The 15,119-nt window shown below is 69.5% G+C and carries 17 protein-coding genes; 9 read left to right on the top strand and 8 right to left on the bottom strand.

What is annotated here, in order from left to right:
* Window positions 1–384: 384 nt before the first annotated feature.
* On the top strand, window positions 385–897 hold the full coding sequence (locus BCL67_RS12705) for a GNAT family N-acetyltransferase (protein ID WP_106123790.1): 513 nt from the start codon (window positions 385–387) through the stop codon (window positions 895–897).
* Between the two features lie 282 nt (window positions 898–1,179).
* Here BCL67_RS12705 and BCL67_RS15540 read toward each other — a convergent pair whose 3' ends face one another.
* Window positions 1,180–1,428, bottom strand: coding sequence for a hypothetical protein (locus BCL67_RS15540; RefSeq protein ID WP_181256005.1), 249 nt, complete (start codon window positions 1,426–1,428; stop codon window positions 1,180–1,182).
* A gap of 248 nt (window positions 1,429–1,676) precedes the next feature.
* Between BCL67_RS15540 and BCL67_RS12695 the strand changes: the two genes are divergently transcribed.
* Together BCL67_RS12695 and BCL67_RS12690 are read left to right on the top strand one after the other, a co-directional pair.
* Window positions 1,677–2,279 carry a hypothetical protein gene (locus BCL67_RS12695; RefSeq protein WP_106123789.1) on the top strand — a complete coding sequence of 201 codons (603 nt, stop codon included), beginning with the start codon at window positions 1,677–1,679 and terminating at the stop codon, window positions 2,277–2,279.
* Window positions 2,276–3,586: a hemolysin family protein gene (locus BCL67_RS12690; RefSeq protein WP_106123788.1), complete on the top strand. Its 1,311-nt coding sequence runs from the start codon at window positions 2,276–2,278 to the stop codon at window positions 3,584–3,586. Before BCL67_RS12695 ends, BCL67_RS12690 begins: the two co-directional genes overlap by 4 nt.
* Here BCL67_RS12690 and BCL67_RS12685 read toward each other — a convergent pair whose 3' ends face one another.
* Both BCL67_RS12685 and BCL67_RS12680 read right to left on the bottom strand, forming a co-directional pair.
* Complete coding sequence (locus tag BCL67_RS12685) at window positions 3,587–4,087, bottom strand: SRPBCC family protein (RefSeq protein ID WP_106123787.1); 501 nt, start codon at window positions 4,085–4,087, stop codon at window positions 3,587–3,589.
* Between the two features lie 17 nt (window positions 4,088–4,104).
* Window positions 4,105–5,211 (bottom strand): N(5)-(carboxyethyl)ornithine synthase, encoded by a 1,107-nt coding sequence (locus BCL67_RS12680; protein WP_374955651.1) that lies wholly within the window; start codon window positions 5,209–5,211, stop codon window positions 4,105–4,107.
* 371 nt (window positions 5,212–5,582) lie between these two features.
* On the opposite strand from BCL67_RS12680, the gene BCL67_RS12675 reads away from it, so the two are divergent.
* Window positions 5,583–6,494 (top strand): alpha/beta fold hydrolase, encoded by a 912-nt coding sequence (locus BCL67_RS12675; protein ID WP_258175051.1) that lies wholly within the window; start codon window positions 5,583–5,585, stop codon window positions 6,492–6,494.
* 12 nt (window positions 6,495–6,506) lie between these two features.
* On the opposite strand, the gene arfB is transcribed toward BCL67_RS12675, so the two are convergent.
* The 4 genes from arfB to BCL67_RS12655 are packed head-to-tail and all read right to left on the bottom strand — an operon-like array spanning window position 6,507 to window position 9,001.
* On the bottom strand, window positions 6,507–6,947 hold the full coding sequence (arfB, locus tag BCL67_RS12670; RefSeq protein WP_106123784.1) for an alternative ribosome rescue aminoacyl-tRNA hydrolase ArfB: 441 nt from the start codon (window positions 6,945–6,947) through the stop codon (window positions 6,507–6,509).
* A gap of 54 nt (window positions 6,948–7,001) precedes the next feature.
* Complete coding sequence (locus BCL67_RS12665; protein ID WP_106123783.1) at window positions 7,002–7,706, bottom strand: glycosyltransferase; 705 nt, start codon at window positions 7,704–7,706, stop codon at window positions 7,002–7,004.
* Window positions 7,684–8,193 carry a glycosyltransferase gene (locus BCL67_RS12660; protein ID WP_219886508.1) on the bottom strand — a complete coding sequence of 170 codons (510 nt, stop codon included), beginning with the start codon at window positions 8,191–8,193 and terminating at the stop codon, window positions 7,684–7,686. Before BCL67_RS12660 ends, BCL67_RS12665 begins: the two co-directional genes overlap by 23 nt.
* A 40-nt stretch (window positions 8,194–8,233) precedes the next feature.
* Window positions 8,234–9,001: a YqjF family protein gene (locus BCL67_RS12655; protein WP_106123781.1), complete on the bottom strand. Its 768-nt coding sequence runs from the start codon at window positions 8,999–9,001 to the stop codon at window positions 8,234–8,236.
* A 211-nt stretch (window positions 9,002–9,212) separates the two neighbouring features.
* Here BCL67_RS12655 and BCL67_RS12650 point away from each other — a divergent pair, with 211 nt between their 5' ends.
* From BCL67_RS12650 to BCL67_RS12630, 5 genes are read left to right on the top strand one after another with little or no spacing between them, the layout of a single operon-like run.
* The gene (locus tag BCL67_RS12650) at window positions 9,213–10,028 is read left to right on the top strand and encodes a glycosyltransferase family A protein (protein WP_106123780.1); all 816 of its coding nucleotides are present in this window, start codon (window positions 9,213–9,215) and stop codon (window positions 10,026–10,028) included.
* Window positions 10,025–10,870, top strand: a complete 846-nt coding sequence (locus BCL67_RS12645; RefSeq protein ID WP_106123801.1) for an endonuclease/exonuclease/phosphatase family protein — start codon at window positions 10,025–10,027, stop codon at window positions 10,868–10,870. Before BCL67_RS12650 ends, BCL67_RS12645 begins: the two co-directional genes overlap by 4 nt.
* Window positions 10,867–11,508 carry a DUF2238 domain-containing protein gene (locus tag BCL67_RS12640; protein WP_106123779.1) on the top strand — a complete coding sequence of 214 codons (642 nt, stop codon included), beginning with the start codon at window positions 10,867–10,869 and terminating at the stop codon, window positions 11,506–11,508. The genes BCL67_RS12645 and BCL67_RS12640 overlap by 4 nt, the downstream gene beginning before the upstream one ends.
* Window positions 11,490–12,746 carry a flavin monoamine oxidase family protein gene (locus BCL67_RS12635; RefSeq protein ID WP_106123778.1) on the top strand — a complete coding sequence of 419 codons (1,257 nt, stop codon included), beginning with the start codon at window positions 11,490–11,492 and terminating at the stop codon, window positions 12,744–12,746. Before BCL67_RS12640 ends, BCL67_RS12635 begins: the two co-directional genes overlap by 19 nt.
* A 4-nt stretch (window positions 12,747–12,750) precedes the next feature.
* Window positions 12,751–14,403, top strand: a complete 1,653-nt coding sequence (locus BCL67_RS12630) for a cryptochrome/photolyase family protein (RefSeq protein WP_106123777.1) — start codon at window positions 12,751–12,753, stop codon at window positions 14,401–14,403.
* A 7-nt stretch (window positions 14,404–14,410) separates the two neighbouring features.
* On the opposite strand, the gene BCL67_RS12625 is transcribed toward BCL67_RS12630, so the two are convergent.
* On the bottom strand, window positions 14,411–15,079 hold the full coding sequence (locus BCL67_RS12625; RefSeq protein ID WP_146131161.1) for a hypothetical protein: 669 nt from the start codon (window positions 15,077–15,079) through the stop codon (window positions 14,411–14,413).
* Window positions 15,080–15,119 lie beyond the last annotated feature (40 nt).

Below are 15,119 nucleotides of genomic sequence, written 5' to 3'. Positions count from 1 at the left end.
TGGGTATCCACGCCGATGACGAACGGGCGGGTATGCGCGACGATAGCCATGGCGATCGACGCTCCTCTCTTCGAGACGGACATGGTCACGGTCGCCAAGCGGCCGGCACGGGTCCGGGAAGAGGTCACTTCGGGGCGAATCTGTGATGGGCCACGGCCCGAGGGCCGGGCAGTCTCCTGATGAGGTCACCGAGGTGGGCCGGACGGTGTCGGCCGCACCGACCCGGGCGGACAATTCAACGGGAAGACACCGCAAGCGGGCCAATTGCTTCGAGAGTCACACCCGGTTCGATACGACCGACATCCATCCTGACCGGCCAGTCCCAGACCAGCCAGATCCAGACTCACAGACGGCTTCGGTATCGCGGCCGCGCCACCGAGACTCTTGGACCTGATCCGTCGCTCATCGCCAGAATCGCTCCTGGATGCCGCCGCGCTGGCGAAGCTGCTTCCGGCAGCCGACCCCATCGGCACTGCCGACCTGCTGTTCGCCGAACGCGATCCTGAGCAAAGCCCGATCCGTGCTGCCGCGGCCGACCGGATCAAGACGGCCTCAATGCGCGAAGGAGTCAGCCCAGCGGAGTGGGATGAGAGCGGCATTGAGGAGACACAACGCCGGTGGACTGCGGACGGTCCGGCCGGGAGGACCGCTGCGATCGCCGGCTACGCCCGGTGGCGTTCTGAGCTGGCTCAGATGGCGGTCCTCGCCCACCCGCAGCATCGAGGTGCAGGCTGCGCCTATGCCGCAGCAGCTGTCGCGACGCAGGAGGCGCTGGGGGAGGGCCTGATTCCCCAGTGGCGAAGCCGCCAAGGAAACGAGGCATCACGACGACTCGCCCAGCATGTCGGCTTCACCCAGCTCGGCATACAGGCGGCAGTCGCGCTGACGAGACAGTGACTCTTCTCTGAGCCACTTGATTCAGGCACGGGTCACGCACGGTGCCTGCCGTCCGGCTCGAGAGGCGGTGACTCCTAGGCCAGTCTCTCCATGGGGATTGGCCGGGTGTCGGAGCGACCAGTCAGCGACCGGCTGTCAGGTGCATGGTGGCACCTGCGATCGTCACTGATCAGCGTAGGGGAGACCATGGCGCCGCAGATGCGGGAGGGAAAAGATCACAGAATGGACCTCTTGCCAGCTGAACGTCGCACGATCGAGAGCGCAGAAGCTCTGGCCCGCACACTAGGCGATAACCCCGTCCACACTGTTGCCGGTGCGGCCCTCGACACCGAAGGTCGAATTCATACGGCGATCAACGTCTACCACTTCACTGGCGGGCCCTGTGCAGAGCTCGTAGTCCTCGGAGCTGCGGCCGCGGCCCAGGCCGGCCCGCTCGTCGCGGCCGCGGCCCAGGCCGGCCCGCTCGTCGCGATCGCGGCAGCCGGTGACCGAGGACGCGGTCTCATCCCGCCGTGTGGGCGCTGTCGCCAAGTAATGCTCGACCTCCACCCCGATCTGCTCGTTGCGGTGCCAACTCAGGGTGGTCCCGATATGCGGCCCGTCCCACGTCTGCTCCCCGACACCTATTTCTTCCCAGACTCCCAGGCGAAACGTGTTCTGCGATTCAACCGGCGATATTACGACGCTGTAGTCCGAGGTGAGAAGACATCGTCGCCGAGCACAGGGTCGAGTCTCTCCAGCGCAGCTGGGGCAAGTTCGTCGGGCCGGAGGCCACCCGGGTGAACAACGTCATCGCCATCGGCTCCGGGATCATTGGTCTGGCCTACGCCCGGGAGTCCGCGACTCGGGCCGGTGCGGGATCGGTCTCCCGGGAGACACTTGGAGTGCTGGCGCTCGATCTGTTCGGCGGCGCGTACGTGAACAACACCCGGGCATGCGTCCGCTGGTATGAACGAGCCGGGCAGGGGAGACGCGAGCACCTCGTCTTCGCAGCCTGCCACCTGCACCCGTTGATCGTGGGCGCCACGGGTCAGCGCGACGGGGAACGGGACAACGGGATGGCCTGGGGGCTCGTACATTACGGCTACATGCTGCTCGGCACGGCTGTCATCCGAGCGTTCCCCGCTCGACGACGTGGCCTCGGCGCCATGCTCACCGCCGGCGGACTGGTGCTCGACGCAGTCCTGGGCCGATCCGCAGCAGCACCCTGGTTCGCGTGGACCTACTACCCGAAGCTGCTCCTGGGGCACGCCGCAGGATCACTCTGGCCCGATGAGTACCTCGGGGTCGACAGATGGGTCGCCAGCACCCGCGACACTGTCTACAGTGAATCCATGAGACGCACCCACGATCGACCCAGCCCCGACGGAACACTTCGATGACCGGTGAGCTGCTGATCAACATTGCGCTGGTGCTGGTGTTCGTCCTGATCGGTGGGGTCTTCGCGGCGACCGAGATGGCGCTCGTCACGCTGCGGGTCAGCCAGGTCAACGCGATCGCCCAGCGTGGCAAGCGGGGGGCCAAGGTCGCCGAGCTGGCTCGAAATCCGAACCGGTTCCTCTCCGCGGTGCAGATCGGAGTGACCGTCGCGGGCTTCGCCTCGGCGGCCTACGGGGCGTCGTCGATCGCGCCGTCGCTGGTTCCGTGGGTGGCGTCGCTGGGCCTGGGGGATCAGGCCGCACTGACCCTGGCGACCATCCTGCTGACCCTGGTCATCGCCTATCTCTCGCTCGTGCTCGGCGAGCTCGCCCCGAAGCGGCTGGCCATCCAGCGCAACGCGCAGTTCGCCTACGCCGTCGCGCCGGTGCTCAACGGCTTCGCGCGACTCATGCAGCCGGTGATCTGGCTGTTGTCGGTCTCGACCAACGCGGTGGTGCGACTCCTCGGCGGCGACCCGAACCGGGCTGCCGAGCAGCTCTCGGAGGAGGAGCTGCGCGACATCGTCACGAGTCACGAAGGGCTTCCGGCCGACGAGCGCCGGATCCTCGACGACGTCCTGTCGCTGCGGAATCGACAGCTCAGCGAGGTGATGCGTCCCCGTCCCGAGGTGGTCGCGATCGCGGGCGGTGGCACGGTCAGCGAGGCGATCGCGCAGATCGAAGATCTGCCGTTCTCGCGCTACCCGGTGGTTGACCAGTCGATCGACGACATCACCGGCTTCGTGCATGTCCGGGACCTCTACGACGCCGCCGCCCGCGATCCGAACACCCCGACCGAGGCGGTCATGCGCAGCATCCCGTATCTGCCCTCCACGGCGAGGGTGCTGCCCACGCTCACCAAGCTGCGGGCCAGCAACTCCCATATCGCCGTGGTGGTCGATGAGTACGGCGGCACCGACGGGATCGTCACCCTTGAGGATCTGGTCGAGGAGGTCGTCGGGGAGATCTTCGACGAGCGCGACACGGACACGGCTCCGGAGGTCCTCGCCGAGGGCGGCGGGGTCGTCGATGGCCGGCTCAACCTGCAGGACTTCACCGAGACCACCGGCATCGAGCTGCCCCGCGGCACCTGGGACACCGTCGCCGGGTTCGTGCTTGACCGGCTCGGCCGTCTGGCCCGCGAGGGCGACACGGTCGACGTCGACGGCGCGACCCTGCAGGTCACGAGCATCGACCGCCGCCGCATCGCGGAGATCCTGGTCAGGCCCTCATTGCCAGCAGACGACGACGGCGCAGCCGCCGCCCCGTAGTCAGCTCAGCTGCTCGTAGTGCTCCGAGAGCCGCGGGTAGTAGTCGTCCCAGGCCACCTCGCCGGCGTCCCGACCGCCGAGCGCCGCGGCGAGCCGGTCCAGGTAGTACTCCCACCCGGGACCGATGCTGCCCAATGGATCCTCGCCGAGCCGCTGGGCGAAGAGCAGGGTGGTGATGCCGCCGTCGTGACTGAGCTCCAGACGCAGGTGCCAGACATCCGGTCCCACGCGGGTCTCGACCGTGAGGCTGCGCGGCGGGCTGCATTCCAGAATCCGGCACTCCTCCGGCGGAGCGTCCTCACCTTCGGCGGTCATCAGGAAGGTGACCTGGCCGCTGGCGGGATCCCCCTCCCAGCGTCCGATCCAGCGTTGAAGCTGCGTGGAGTCCGTCACTGCCGCCCAGACGGTCTCGAGGTGTTTCGTGAAGCTGCGGCTGAGCTGGAGCTCTCGGCCGCCGGGTCCCTCGCTGAGCGTTCCTGTGGGTTCTGGTGCTGCGGTCATCGCGGGCTCTTCCCTTCTCAGATGGTCCGAGTGTGCGGGTATTCGAGCTCCCGGTGCTGGAAGCTCAGGATGTTCGGGTTCTGGATGACGCCGCCGTCGATCTCGATCGCCCGAGAGATGATCGGGCTCTGCGCCCACGCCTGGGGGCCCTGCATGACGGTGCGCAGGAACGGCAGGAGCGCGGCGCTGACCTCCCAGGTGGCGGAGTTCCACAGGTATGAGGGGCTGTGGTCGACGGCGTAGTAGTTGACTCCACGGCCGACGGTGAACATCGGCTCCTCGAACGTGGTGGTCTCAGCCCATTCGAACCCCATGCCCGGATCGCAGGACACGTCGATGATCAGGCTTCCGCCGGCGAAGAGCTCCAGGTCCTTGGTCCGCAGGTAGGTCAGCGGAGTGTTGACGTCTTGGAGCGTGCAGTTGACCACGATGTCATGCGAGGCCAGGAACTCGGGCAGCGGCACATCTCCGGCGGAGGTGAGGACCTCACTCTCGGGCGTGGTGCCGGCCGCCGTCTTGAGCTGGGTGATGTGCGCGGTGTGGATCGGGGAACCGACCGCCGTCGCGCCACGCTGGGTCAAGACCTGGATGTCGTGGATGCCCTGGGCCTTGAGCGCGGTCACCGCACCCCGTGCCGTGGCGCCGAACCCGATGACCACCGCACTGAGCCGGGGTCCGTAGTCACCGGTCGAGCCGGTCAGGCTCAGCGCGTGCAGCACGGAGCAGTAGCCCGCGAGCTCATTGTTCTTGTGGAACACATGCAGGTTGAAGTCGCCGCGCGGGGTCCAGTGGTTCATCGCCTCGAACGCGATCAGGGTGAGTCGGTTCTCGATCGCGGTCTGCGCCAGGCTGACATCCTGTACGCAGTGCGGCCAGCCCCACAGCGTGCTGCCCGCGGGAAGCGCCGCCACATCGTCTGGCTGCGGCTTCGGCAGGAGCAGCACATCGGCCGCCGCGATCACCTCGGCGCGTTCGGCGACCCGCCCCACGCGGGACTCGACGTAGTCCGGGGCGAGTTGAAAGTCAGACCCGTAGCCGCGCTCGACGATCATCTGCGCGCGCAGATCTGGGTCAATCTGGTCCAGGTGGTGGGGGTGGATCGGCAGCCGGCGTTCATTCTCCATCGAGGAGTTCGCGAGCAGCCCGAGCGTGAGCAGCGCCTCGGTCGGGGAGGAGGTCTCCGCGGCGGTAGCGGCGGCGGCGGAGGAGGAGGTGGTGCTGGACATCGACATTCCCATCATGAGGGAACCAGAGGCGGCTCCTGTCCCGACTGTACGCCGCGCTCCGAGGCTGGATCACCGGTTGCTGACCGCGCATCGCGCCAGAGTGGCCGGTGGGACCCATGAGGGGATGCCTGACCGGGGTGCGCGCCACGGATGTGCTGGCTGCCCACGAGGTGGTCGACCGAGGATTCACCTGGGCAGCATGCCTGCCTAGGCTGAGACGGTGCCCCGAGACGTCCAAGACCCCTGCCCGCGGACCTGGTGAATCGACCGTGTCTGGCTTTCGGCCCAGCACCGTGGAGCTCGACGACGGTGCCCGGCTGTGCGTGCAGACCATCGGAGACCCCACCGATCCGGCTCTGCTGCTGATCGGCGGCGCCACCTGGTCGATGGACTGGTGGGAGGACGAGCTGTGCCGCCGGATCGCGGAGCGCGGCCGGATGGTCATCCGGTATGACGCTCGGGACACCGGGCGCTCCACCAGCTACCCGGCGGGAGCACCCGGATACCGCGCTTCAGATCTGACCACGGACGTCGTCGCCGTCCTGGATCACCTGGGTATCGCCCAGGCGCATGTGGCAGGTCTGTCCATGGGCGGCGGCATCGCGCAGTCCCTCGCGCTGGAACACCGCTCCCGGGTGGCGTCCCTGACGCTGATCGCCACCAGCCCGATCGATCCGGAGATCCGGGGTCTTCCCTCACCGACCGCTCAGGTCTCCTCATCGGCCTCCGCGGGAGCGCGCGAGCCGGACTGGACCGACCGGGACGCCGCCATCGACGCGATCGTGGAGGGGGAACGCCCCTATGCCGGTCCAGGGAACTTCGACGAGTCACAGGTTCGCGCGACCGCCGCCCGCGTGGTGGACCGGACGAACGACATCGCCGCGAGCATGACCAACCATTTCCTGGTCAGCGACGAGGAACCCAGCGACGACGAACCCGACGACGCTGCGTCCAGCGACGACGGACCGGCCGACCTCAGTCTGGGCCGGCTTCGAGGGCTGCCCACCCTGGTGCTGCATGGCACCGCCGACCCGCTGTTTCCCCCGGCCCACGGCAAGGCGCTCGCGGAGGCGATTCCCGGAGCGCGACTCGTGGAGCTCACCGATATGGGCCATCAACTGCCGCCCCGCGACACGTGGGAGCTCGTCGTCGACCTCATCATCCAGCACACGGCCCCGTAGGTCGGGGGTGCCTCAGTCGACGCCCGGTCGGCGGCGGTTCTGCTTGATCTCTGCGCGTTCCCGCTTCCCCGCGAGACGACGCCGGTTCGACCCCCGGGTGCGACGAGTGGGGCGGCGGATGATCGGCGGCGCAATGGCTTCGCGCAGCAGCTCGGCGAGCCGTTCGCGGGCGGCCGTCCGGTTCCTGCGCTGCGAGCGATGCTCGGCCGCGTTGATGGTGAGCACCGTGCCGGCCAGTCGGGCGGCGAGGCGCTCCATGGCGAGTCTGCGCTGAACCTCGGTGAGCGACGTCGTCGTCGCCAGATCCAGGCTGAGCTGGACGCGGGAGTCGGTGGTGTTGACGCCCTGACCGCCAGGTCCGGAGGCGTGGGAGAACTGTTCATGCAGCTCACCGGCCGGGATGAGCAGGCCGTGGGGTGCCCCGGGGCCCGGGGGCACGCGCAGATTCTCCACACCGTCCAGTCTGCCGCACACCTGGCCCAGCTGTTCAGTCCGGCCCCGAGCTGCTCAGCCCAGCCCCTCGATGATCCGCAGCGCGCTGCCGGTGCCGTCCTCCTGCACCATGGTCTCTGCGGCCCTGCGGACCGCCGGGCGGAAGCCCTCGACCGCGCCCAGCGCGGCAGTCAACCTCGCGGCGGTCAGCTGTCGCTGGGGGATCGGACGTGGGGCGAGGCCCTTCTCACGCAGCCGGGCGCCCCAGAACGGCTGATCCGCGATGAACGGGACCAGCACAGACACGGTCCCGGCCGCGGTGGCCGCGTGGACGGTGCCGATCCCGCCGTGATGCACCGCCGCCGCGGCCCGCGGCAGCACCGCGGCGTGGGCGACGGAGCCGGTCACGTGGACGTCGGCTCCGCGCAGCTCCGGAGGAACGTCCAGCCCACCCAGCCCGGTCACCAGCAGCGCCCGGAATCCGGCGGCGCGGATCCCGCCGAGGACCTCCCGGGCACGGGCGCGAGCATCCCCGGCCGCCATCGACCCGAACCCGGCATAGACGACGTCGCCCGCGGCGATGAACTCCGCGGTCTCGGCGTCCAGCGCATCCGCCCGGTCCAGCGTCCACGCCCCGGTGACGTGGACCGTCTCGGGCCAGTCGGCGGGGCGATCCAGGACCGCCCGGCTGATCGGCAGCAGCGTGGCGGCCGGCGGCGCCGTCCGCGCGTAGGTCCCGCCGGCAAGCCTGGACACGTCACGCAGATCGCGGCGGAACATCGCCGCACCGGCGCTCGCGGCGCCGTAGGTGAACCGGTTGAACCGACCCAGGTCCCGGCCGCTGGTCCCGGCCGCTGGTCCCGGCCGCGGGGAACGCGGTGGTCGGGGTCATCGCAGGAACGATCTCGACCACGATGTGCGGGATTCCCAGGGAGGTCGCCACGAGACCCGCGGAGAGGATCTTCGGATGCGCCACGAGCACCTCCGGCTCGAAGTCCAGAGCGGCCCGGGCCGATTCCATGATCACCGCCCGCATCAACGGCTGCACGGTGGAGCGGTAGGACCGGATCGCGGCGGCGACCGAGACTCCCTGCTGGCCGATCAGCGCGGAGTAGTCGACGCCCATGCTGAGAACATCCAGCCCGGAGAGGTCCACACCGGAATGATCCGGCACCACCAGACGCACCTCATGCCCGGCATCCCGGGCCCGCCTGGCCAGCGCCGCGAACGGTGCGACGTCCCCGCGTGACCCCGCCGTCGCCAACATCACCCGCATCGCTGCTCCTGCCCTTCCCGACCTGGCCGGTCTAACCCCGCTGTGGATCCCGCTGCGGCGGAGCGAAGACCGTCGTCACCGCCGGCGCGTAGAGCACCGAATCGGGGGCCCGCTCGCTGAGCCCGTCGAAGCCCGCCGCGGCCAGCAGCCCGTCGTCGAGGTGGACCAGCTCGGCCTGCCGCAGCGGCCAGGGCTCATGACTGTTCCTGCAGTAGATGGTGCGCCCCAGATGCCGCTCATGGAAGCCCCAGCGTGCGGTCAGAAATGCGGCGACCGGATCCTGCGCCAGCGCAGCATCGGCTCCGGTCTCGGGATCCGGGTCGGCACTGGGACGGACCCGAAGCGTGGAGGACGCCTCGCGCCGCCCATGCCGGCGGGTCGTGTACTCGACCTCGCCGTCGGAGGTCTTGATCTTCATCGACGCCCACTGGTACCGCAGTCCGAACGCCGCCCGGGCGACCAGCACCGGAATCAGGTGCGAGGCCTCGAGGCTGCGGAAGACCACCCCGCGGCGGCCCTGCTCATCGACGGAATAGAGGCGCACATTGACCTCCGGGAAGTCCCCGAGCCACGGGACGGCCGGCCCGCCGAAGAACGAGCTCTTCGACATCTGGAACCCGATCAGCCCCACCCAGGAGCTGCCATCCAGCACGTCGGGAGAACAGCCCTGCGGCATATACGGGGCGACGACGCTGGGGTCGACCCGCCAATGCACGAAGGAGACCTCGCTCCAGCGCTGCCGCAGCACGGCCGGTCCACCCAGCGGAGGGGCCTCGGGGGAGAGGACGTCGAAAGCCATCGGAGAACCTCATCATCAGCGCGTGGAGGTCGGTGCTCGTCCGAGCAGCGGCAGTTGCTCTGCATCCTATCCAGCGCGGAACATCTGCGGGCACGGTGTCACACATCGGGGACCCAGACGGCGTAGATTGATCCAGTAGTGCAGGAGCGCAATGTCCTGACTTCCCACGACAGGCGGCAAGGCCTGCAGATCGATCAGGGCCGGGGCCGAGATGAACATCCACGACGAGAGCCAGGACGAGCGTCCTGACCGCCGCGCCACGCCGGGCACCGTGTCGGTGGTCATCCCGGTCAAGGACGACAGCGCCGAACTGACCGTCTGTCTGGCCGCCCTGGCGGCCCAGACCCGCCCCGCCGAGGAGATCATCGTGGTCGACAACGCCTCCGCCGATGACTCGGCCGCAGCTGCCCGCGCCGCCGGCGCCACCGTGCTGAGCTGCCCGCAGCCCGGCATCCCCGCGGCGAGCGCCACCGGATACGACGCCGCCACCGGTGATCTGATCCTCCGGCTCGATGCCGACTGCGTGCCGGCGCCCCGATGGATCCAGGATGTGGTCGCAGCCTTCGAGGAACAGCCCGACGTCGCAGCCCTGACCGGTCCTGCCCGATTCATCGATGGCCCGGTGCTGCTGCGGCGCCCCCTGGTGCTCGCCTATCTCGTCGCATACCGATACTGCTCCATGTCCGCGCTGGGGCATCTGCCGCTGTTCGGCTCGAACCTCGCCATGCGGCGCGAGGCGTGGGAGCAGGTGCGCCTCGAGGTGCACCGCGACGACCCCGAGATCCACGACGATCTGGACCTGTCCTTTCACCTCGGGGAACGTCATCGTCTGGGCCAGATGGGCGGAGAGCCGATGGGCATCTCGATGCGCCCGTTCAAGGACGCCAGAGCATTCCGCCGCCGGGTCAGGCGCGGATTCCGGTCCGTGACCGTGCATTGGCCCCAGGACCTCCCGCCCTACCGGTGGCGCCGCGCAGCCCTGCGCAGACACGGGCACCCGCCGCAGACCGCCGGGGCTCAGGCATGAGCGCCGCGGAGACCGCCCTGATCGGTCACGTGCCGGACCCTGCCCTGCATGTCATGAGCTGGAACATCCGACGACGCACGTTCGCGCTCCATCCGCGCCGCGCCGACCGGTGGAAGCGGCGCGCCCCCGGGCTGCGCACCCTGCTGCAGACAGAACGCCCCACCCTGCTCGGTGTCCAGGAAGCCCTGCCGGATCAGGCGCGATTCGTCGCCGAGGCACTCGGCGGCGCGCACGACTCGGTCGGCCATGGGCGGGGCCCGCACGGAGGAGGCGAAGCCTCCCCGATCTACTACGACGCCGAACGGCTGGAGCTCCTCGACTGGGAGCAGCGGGCGCTCTCGGACACCCCGCACCACCCGGGCTCCCGAACCTGGGGCAACCTGATTCCGCGCAGCCTGGTCACGGCGCGGTTCCGCGACCGTGCCACCGCCACAGACTTCCTCGCGCTGAACACGCACCTCGATCACCTCTCCCACCGCTCCCGGCTGCGCTCGGTCCAGAACATCAAGGAACTGGTCACCACCAGCGCGCTGCCTGTGGTGCTCATGGGGGATATGAACGCCGACCTCGAGAGCGCCCCCGTCCAGGAGCTGCTCCGCGGCCAGGCGCTCGCCGATACCTGGGCGGTCGCCGCGCAGCGCGAGAGCCAACAGTGGGGCACCTTCCCGAACTACCGCGCACCGCGGCTGGACCGAGGCCGGATCGACTGGGTCATGGTCTCGCCGACGGTGGAGGTGCTGCGTGCGGCGATCAACCCGACGCGTCACGCCGGAGGGTGGGCCTCAGACCACCTGCCGGTCCAGGCCGTGCTCCACCTTCCCCCGAGGGGCGGCTCCGCATGATCGAGAACTTCCTGCGTCCCCCGCAGAGCCTCGCCGAGGTCGCCGCGGATGTGCTGCGCGGCATCGGGCTCTTCAGCGTGATCCTGGCCGCGATGTTCTTCGACCTCACCGATGCCGGGATCCTCGCCTTCGCGCTGCCCGGACTCGTCGCGCCACGCTTCCTGGCGTTCCCCGCGCCCGCCGATATCACCGTCTCGGTGACGCTGCTGATTGCCGCGTGGAGCAACGTGTTCGACCTCTACACGCGCATCCCGAACTGGGACCTGCTGGTGCACTTCTTCTGCACCGCGGTGCTGGCGGCAGGGGTCTATGTGCTGCTGCTGCGGTCTGGAACCGTGGCCGATCCGCGCACTCGCCTCGCCGCCGCCAGGGTCGGGGTCCTGCTCACCACGGCGCTGGGCCTCGCGCTGAGCGCGGTCTGGGAGATGGTGGAGTGGCTGGGCTTCATCTTCATCACCCCCGACATCTCAGTGACCTATATCGACACCATCGGCGATATGGCCGCCGGAGGGATCGGATCGGTGGGGGCCGGCATCGTCGTCGTGCTCTACCTCCGCGCGCACCGCGGCGTGTCCGACGCTCCGTCTAGACTGACCACCACCTCACGGGATGGAGACTCATGGACACCGACGTCATAGTCATCGGCGCGGGACTCGCCGGGCTGCAGTGTGCCCGCAGGCTGCAGCGCAACGGACACCGGGTGACCGTGCTGGAGGCCTCGGACGCGGTCGGGGGCAGAGTGCGCACCGACGTGATCGACGGGTTCCGCTGTGACCGCGGCTTCCAGGTCCTCAACCCGGCCTACCCCGCGGTGCAGGACTGGATCGACGTCGACGCGCTCGGGCTGCAGGAGTTCGGAGTGGGCGCGGTGATCCACACCTCCACGAGCACCACGACCCTGGCCCATCCGCTGCGCCACCCGGAGCACGCCCTGGCCACCTTGGGCAGCCGGCACACTCCGGTCTCTGACCTGCTCGCCTTCGCTCGCTGGATCGCCCCGGCCCTGCGGCACTCCGCCACCGGACCACGCCCGGCCGAGGACCAGACGCTGCGCGCCTCCTTCGACGCCGCAGGGCTCACCGGTCGGCTCCGCCGGGACGTGCTCGAGACCTTCCTGGCCGGCGTCCTGGCCGACAGCAGCGGGGAGAGCTCCGCGAACTATGTCCGACTGCTGGTCCGCTGCTTCGCTCTCGGGGCTCCCGGCCTGCCGCGAGGCGGCATGCAGGCGCTGCCGGAACAGATGGCGCAGTGGCTCCTCGAGCCGGTCCGGCTCAACACCGGTGCCCGGGATCTGCAGCACACCGCCGACGGCGTCCAGGTCAGCACCGACGCCGGGACGCTTCGGGCCCGGGCCGCCGTCGTCGCCGTCGGACCGCAGGATCTCGCCGCACTCACCGAGGCGCCCGCGGTGCCCACCCACGGCCTGACCACCTGGTGGTTCCGCTCCGCGGAGCTGCCCCAGGCCGGGCCCTTCCTGATGCTCGACGCGACCCGGCGTGGGGGAGGCCCCGCGGGTCCAATCTGGAACACTGCGGTGGTCTCGCAGGCAGCCCCCTCCTACGCTCCCGAGGGTCAGCACCTCATCCAGGCGACGACCCTGCTGGACCGCCCCGATGGCCTCGCCGAGGAGGCTGAGGTGCGCCGGGACCTGGAACGGCTCTACCAGCGCTCGACCGCCGGCTGGGAGCTGCTCACCCGCCACGTCGTGGAGCACACGCTTCCGGTCCAGCCGCCGCCGCTGCGCGACGCCAGCCCCCAGCGGGTCGGGGAGCGGGTGCTCATCGCCGGAGATCACCGCGACCACGGATCGATCCAGGGCGCGCTGGTCTCCGGGGACCAGGCCGCGCAGTCGGTGACCCGGCTGCTCGCCGGCTGAGCGCATGGCGACGGCTCCTGCAGTTCGGCTGGTGCTCCCGCATCAGCTCTTCGCCCAACACCTCGACGCCGACCCTGAGACCGTCTTCGTCATGATCGAACACGACCTGCTGTTCCGGCAGTACGCCTTCCACGCCCAGAAGCTGGTCCTGCACCGCGCCTCGATGGATCGCTTCGCGCGGCGGCTGCGGGCCCGCGGGCACCAGGTCACGGTGCTGCGCAGCCAGGCCGCGGCGAGCTCCCACGACCAGCTGGCCGACCTGGTGCGCGAGCTGGCACCGTCCCAGGTCAGCGTCTTCGACGTGGTCGACGACTGGCTCGAGCGAGAGCTGCGTGCCGCGCTGGAGGACGGCGGCTACTGGCTGCGCGCGCAGGACGTGCTGGAGACGCCGAACTTTCTGACCAGCCGCGCGCAGGTCGACGACTGGTTCGGCGCCCACGACGCCCGGATGCACGAGTTCTATGTCTGGCAGCGCCGACGGTTCAAGCTGCTGCTGGACGCCGACGGCGACCCGGTGGGCGGGAGATGGTCCTTCGACGCCGAGAACCGCAAGAAGCTCCCGCGCGGATACACCCCATCGGTGATCGGGCGCTTCGCGAAGCACCCGATCCTGCAGCGCGACGGGATGTTCGACCTCGAGGCGCTCGGTGACGACGAAGACGCAGCGAATCAGGACCCAGCGAACGGCGACTCAGCGAACGGCGACTCAGCGAACGGCGACCGCGTGGACGGCGACGACGCGGCCGACGTCGCCCGGGCCATCGCCTGGGTCCGCGAGGAGTTCCCCGACGCCCCGGGTGATCCGGAGCTGTTCGCCTGGCCCACCAGCGCCGAGGAGGCTCGTGAGCATCTGCGGGAGTTCGTGGCCCAGCGGCTGAACGACTTCGGTCCCTACGAGGATGCGATCTCTGCCGAGCACCCGTTCATCGCCCACGGACTGCTGACCCCGGCGCTGAACATCGGACTGCTGGATCCCCGGGAGGTGGTGGATGCGGTGCTGGAGGCGGCTGATGACTCGACTCCGCTGGCCTCCGTGGAGGGATTCATCCGGCAGGTCATCGGCTGGCGGGAGTACATGCGCGCGACCTACCGCACCCGGGGGCGTCAGCTTCGCAGCGCGAACCGCTTGGAGCACCGCAACGCGCTGGGGGAGGGCTGGTGGGACGGAAGCACCGGGCTGGCCCCGGTGGACCTGGTGATCTCCCGCGTCCTCGCGACGGGATACGCCCACCACATCGAACGACTGATGGTGCTGGGCAACGCGATGTCGCTGCTGCGCATCCATCCCGACGCGGTCTACGAGTGGTTCATGGAGCTCTTCATCGATGCCTATGACTGGGTGATGGTGCCCAACGTCTACGCGATGAGCCAGTTCGCGGCCGGGGAGGCGATCACCACCAAGCCCTACGTCTCGGGCAGCAACTACCTGCGCAAGATGTCAGATCTGCCGAAGGGCGACTGGGTCGAGGAGTGGGACGGGCTCTATTGGACCTTCATCCGGGATCACCGAGAGGTCTTCGAGGCCAACCCGCGGGCCCGGATGGTGGTCTCGCTGCTGGAGAAGATGGATCGTCAGAAGCGACACGCCCACCACGACCGCGCCCAGCGCCTGCTGGAACCGGCGCCAGGGAGCCGGCTGCTGCACCCGCCGGAATGATGTCGGTTCAGCTCTCGTCCGGGGTGGTCCCGCCCGGCTGTACACCGTCCTGCTCCAGCGCGGCGTTCCAGCTCCCGTAGCTGTTGCGGATGCTCGGGCCAGAGGGCAGATCGCTGCGTCCGCCCTGCTGTTGGAGCTTCCGCCAGTCCACGTAGCTCTGGTAGCTGGTGGTGAAACCTGCCCGCCCGCCGTCGGCGGTGAAGTCGCGCAGCGCTGCCTTGAACTGCTCCTCGGAGAACCTGGCGGTCCCGAACCCCGAGGGCCTGGCGCGGGTTGAGGGCGCGAGTCCGACGTTCTGCAGCGCTGCACTCCAGGAGCCCGACGCGCGCTTGAGAATGGTGCTGGCACCCACGGGCCAGACTTTTCTTCCCCGCCCCGGCGCTGACCCCTGTGCGGCGAGGAACTGGCTCCGGCGCTGCTCATACTTCTGCGCGGAGAGGCTCAGGGAAGGGTCGGCCGCCACCGCGTCCCTCCCTGCCCGCACGGCGTCGATCGCCTGCGTGACCTGCGCCGACGCCCCCTGGTCCTCGAGCATCCGGATGACGGTCTCCTTGAGATCCGCCGCGAGGGCGGGGGACTGGGGATCCGGGGTCTGCCCGAGCCCGATCGCGAAGAGCAGGCTGGCGGTGATGGCACTCTCGCTCACCGATGGTGCGGCCATAGGGTCACGCTTCACTTTCTGCAGTCTCAGACACCGGCGGCTCAGCGATCTGTCG

It is taken from the genome of Nesterenkonia sandarakina (assembly GCF_003003175.1).
Lineage (GTDB): Bacteria > Actinomycetota > Actinomycetes > Actinomycetales > Micrococcaceae > Nesterenkonia > Nesterenkonia sandarakina_A.
Note: the sequence above shows the minus strand (reverse complement) of the source record. Positions and strands in the feature narration are given on the sequence as shown.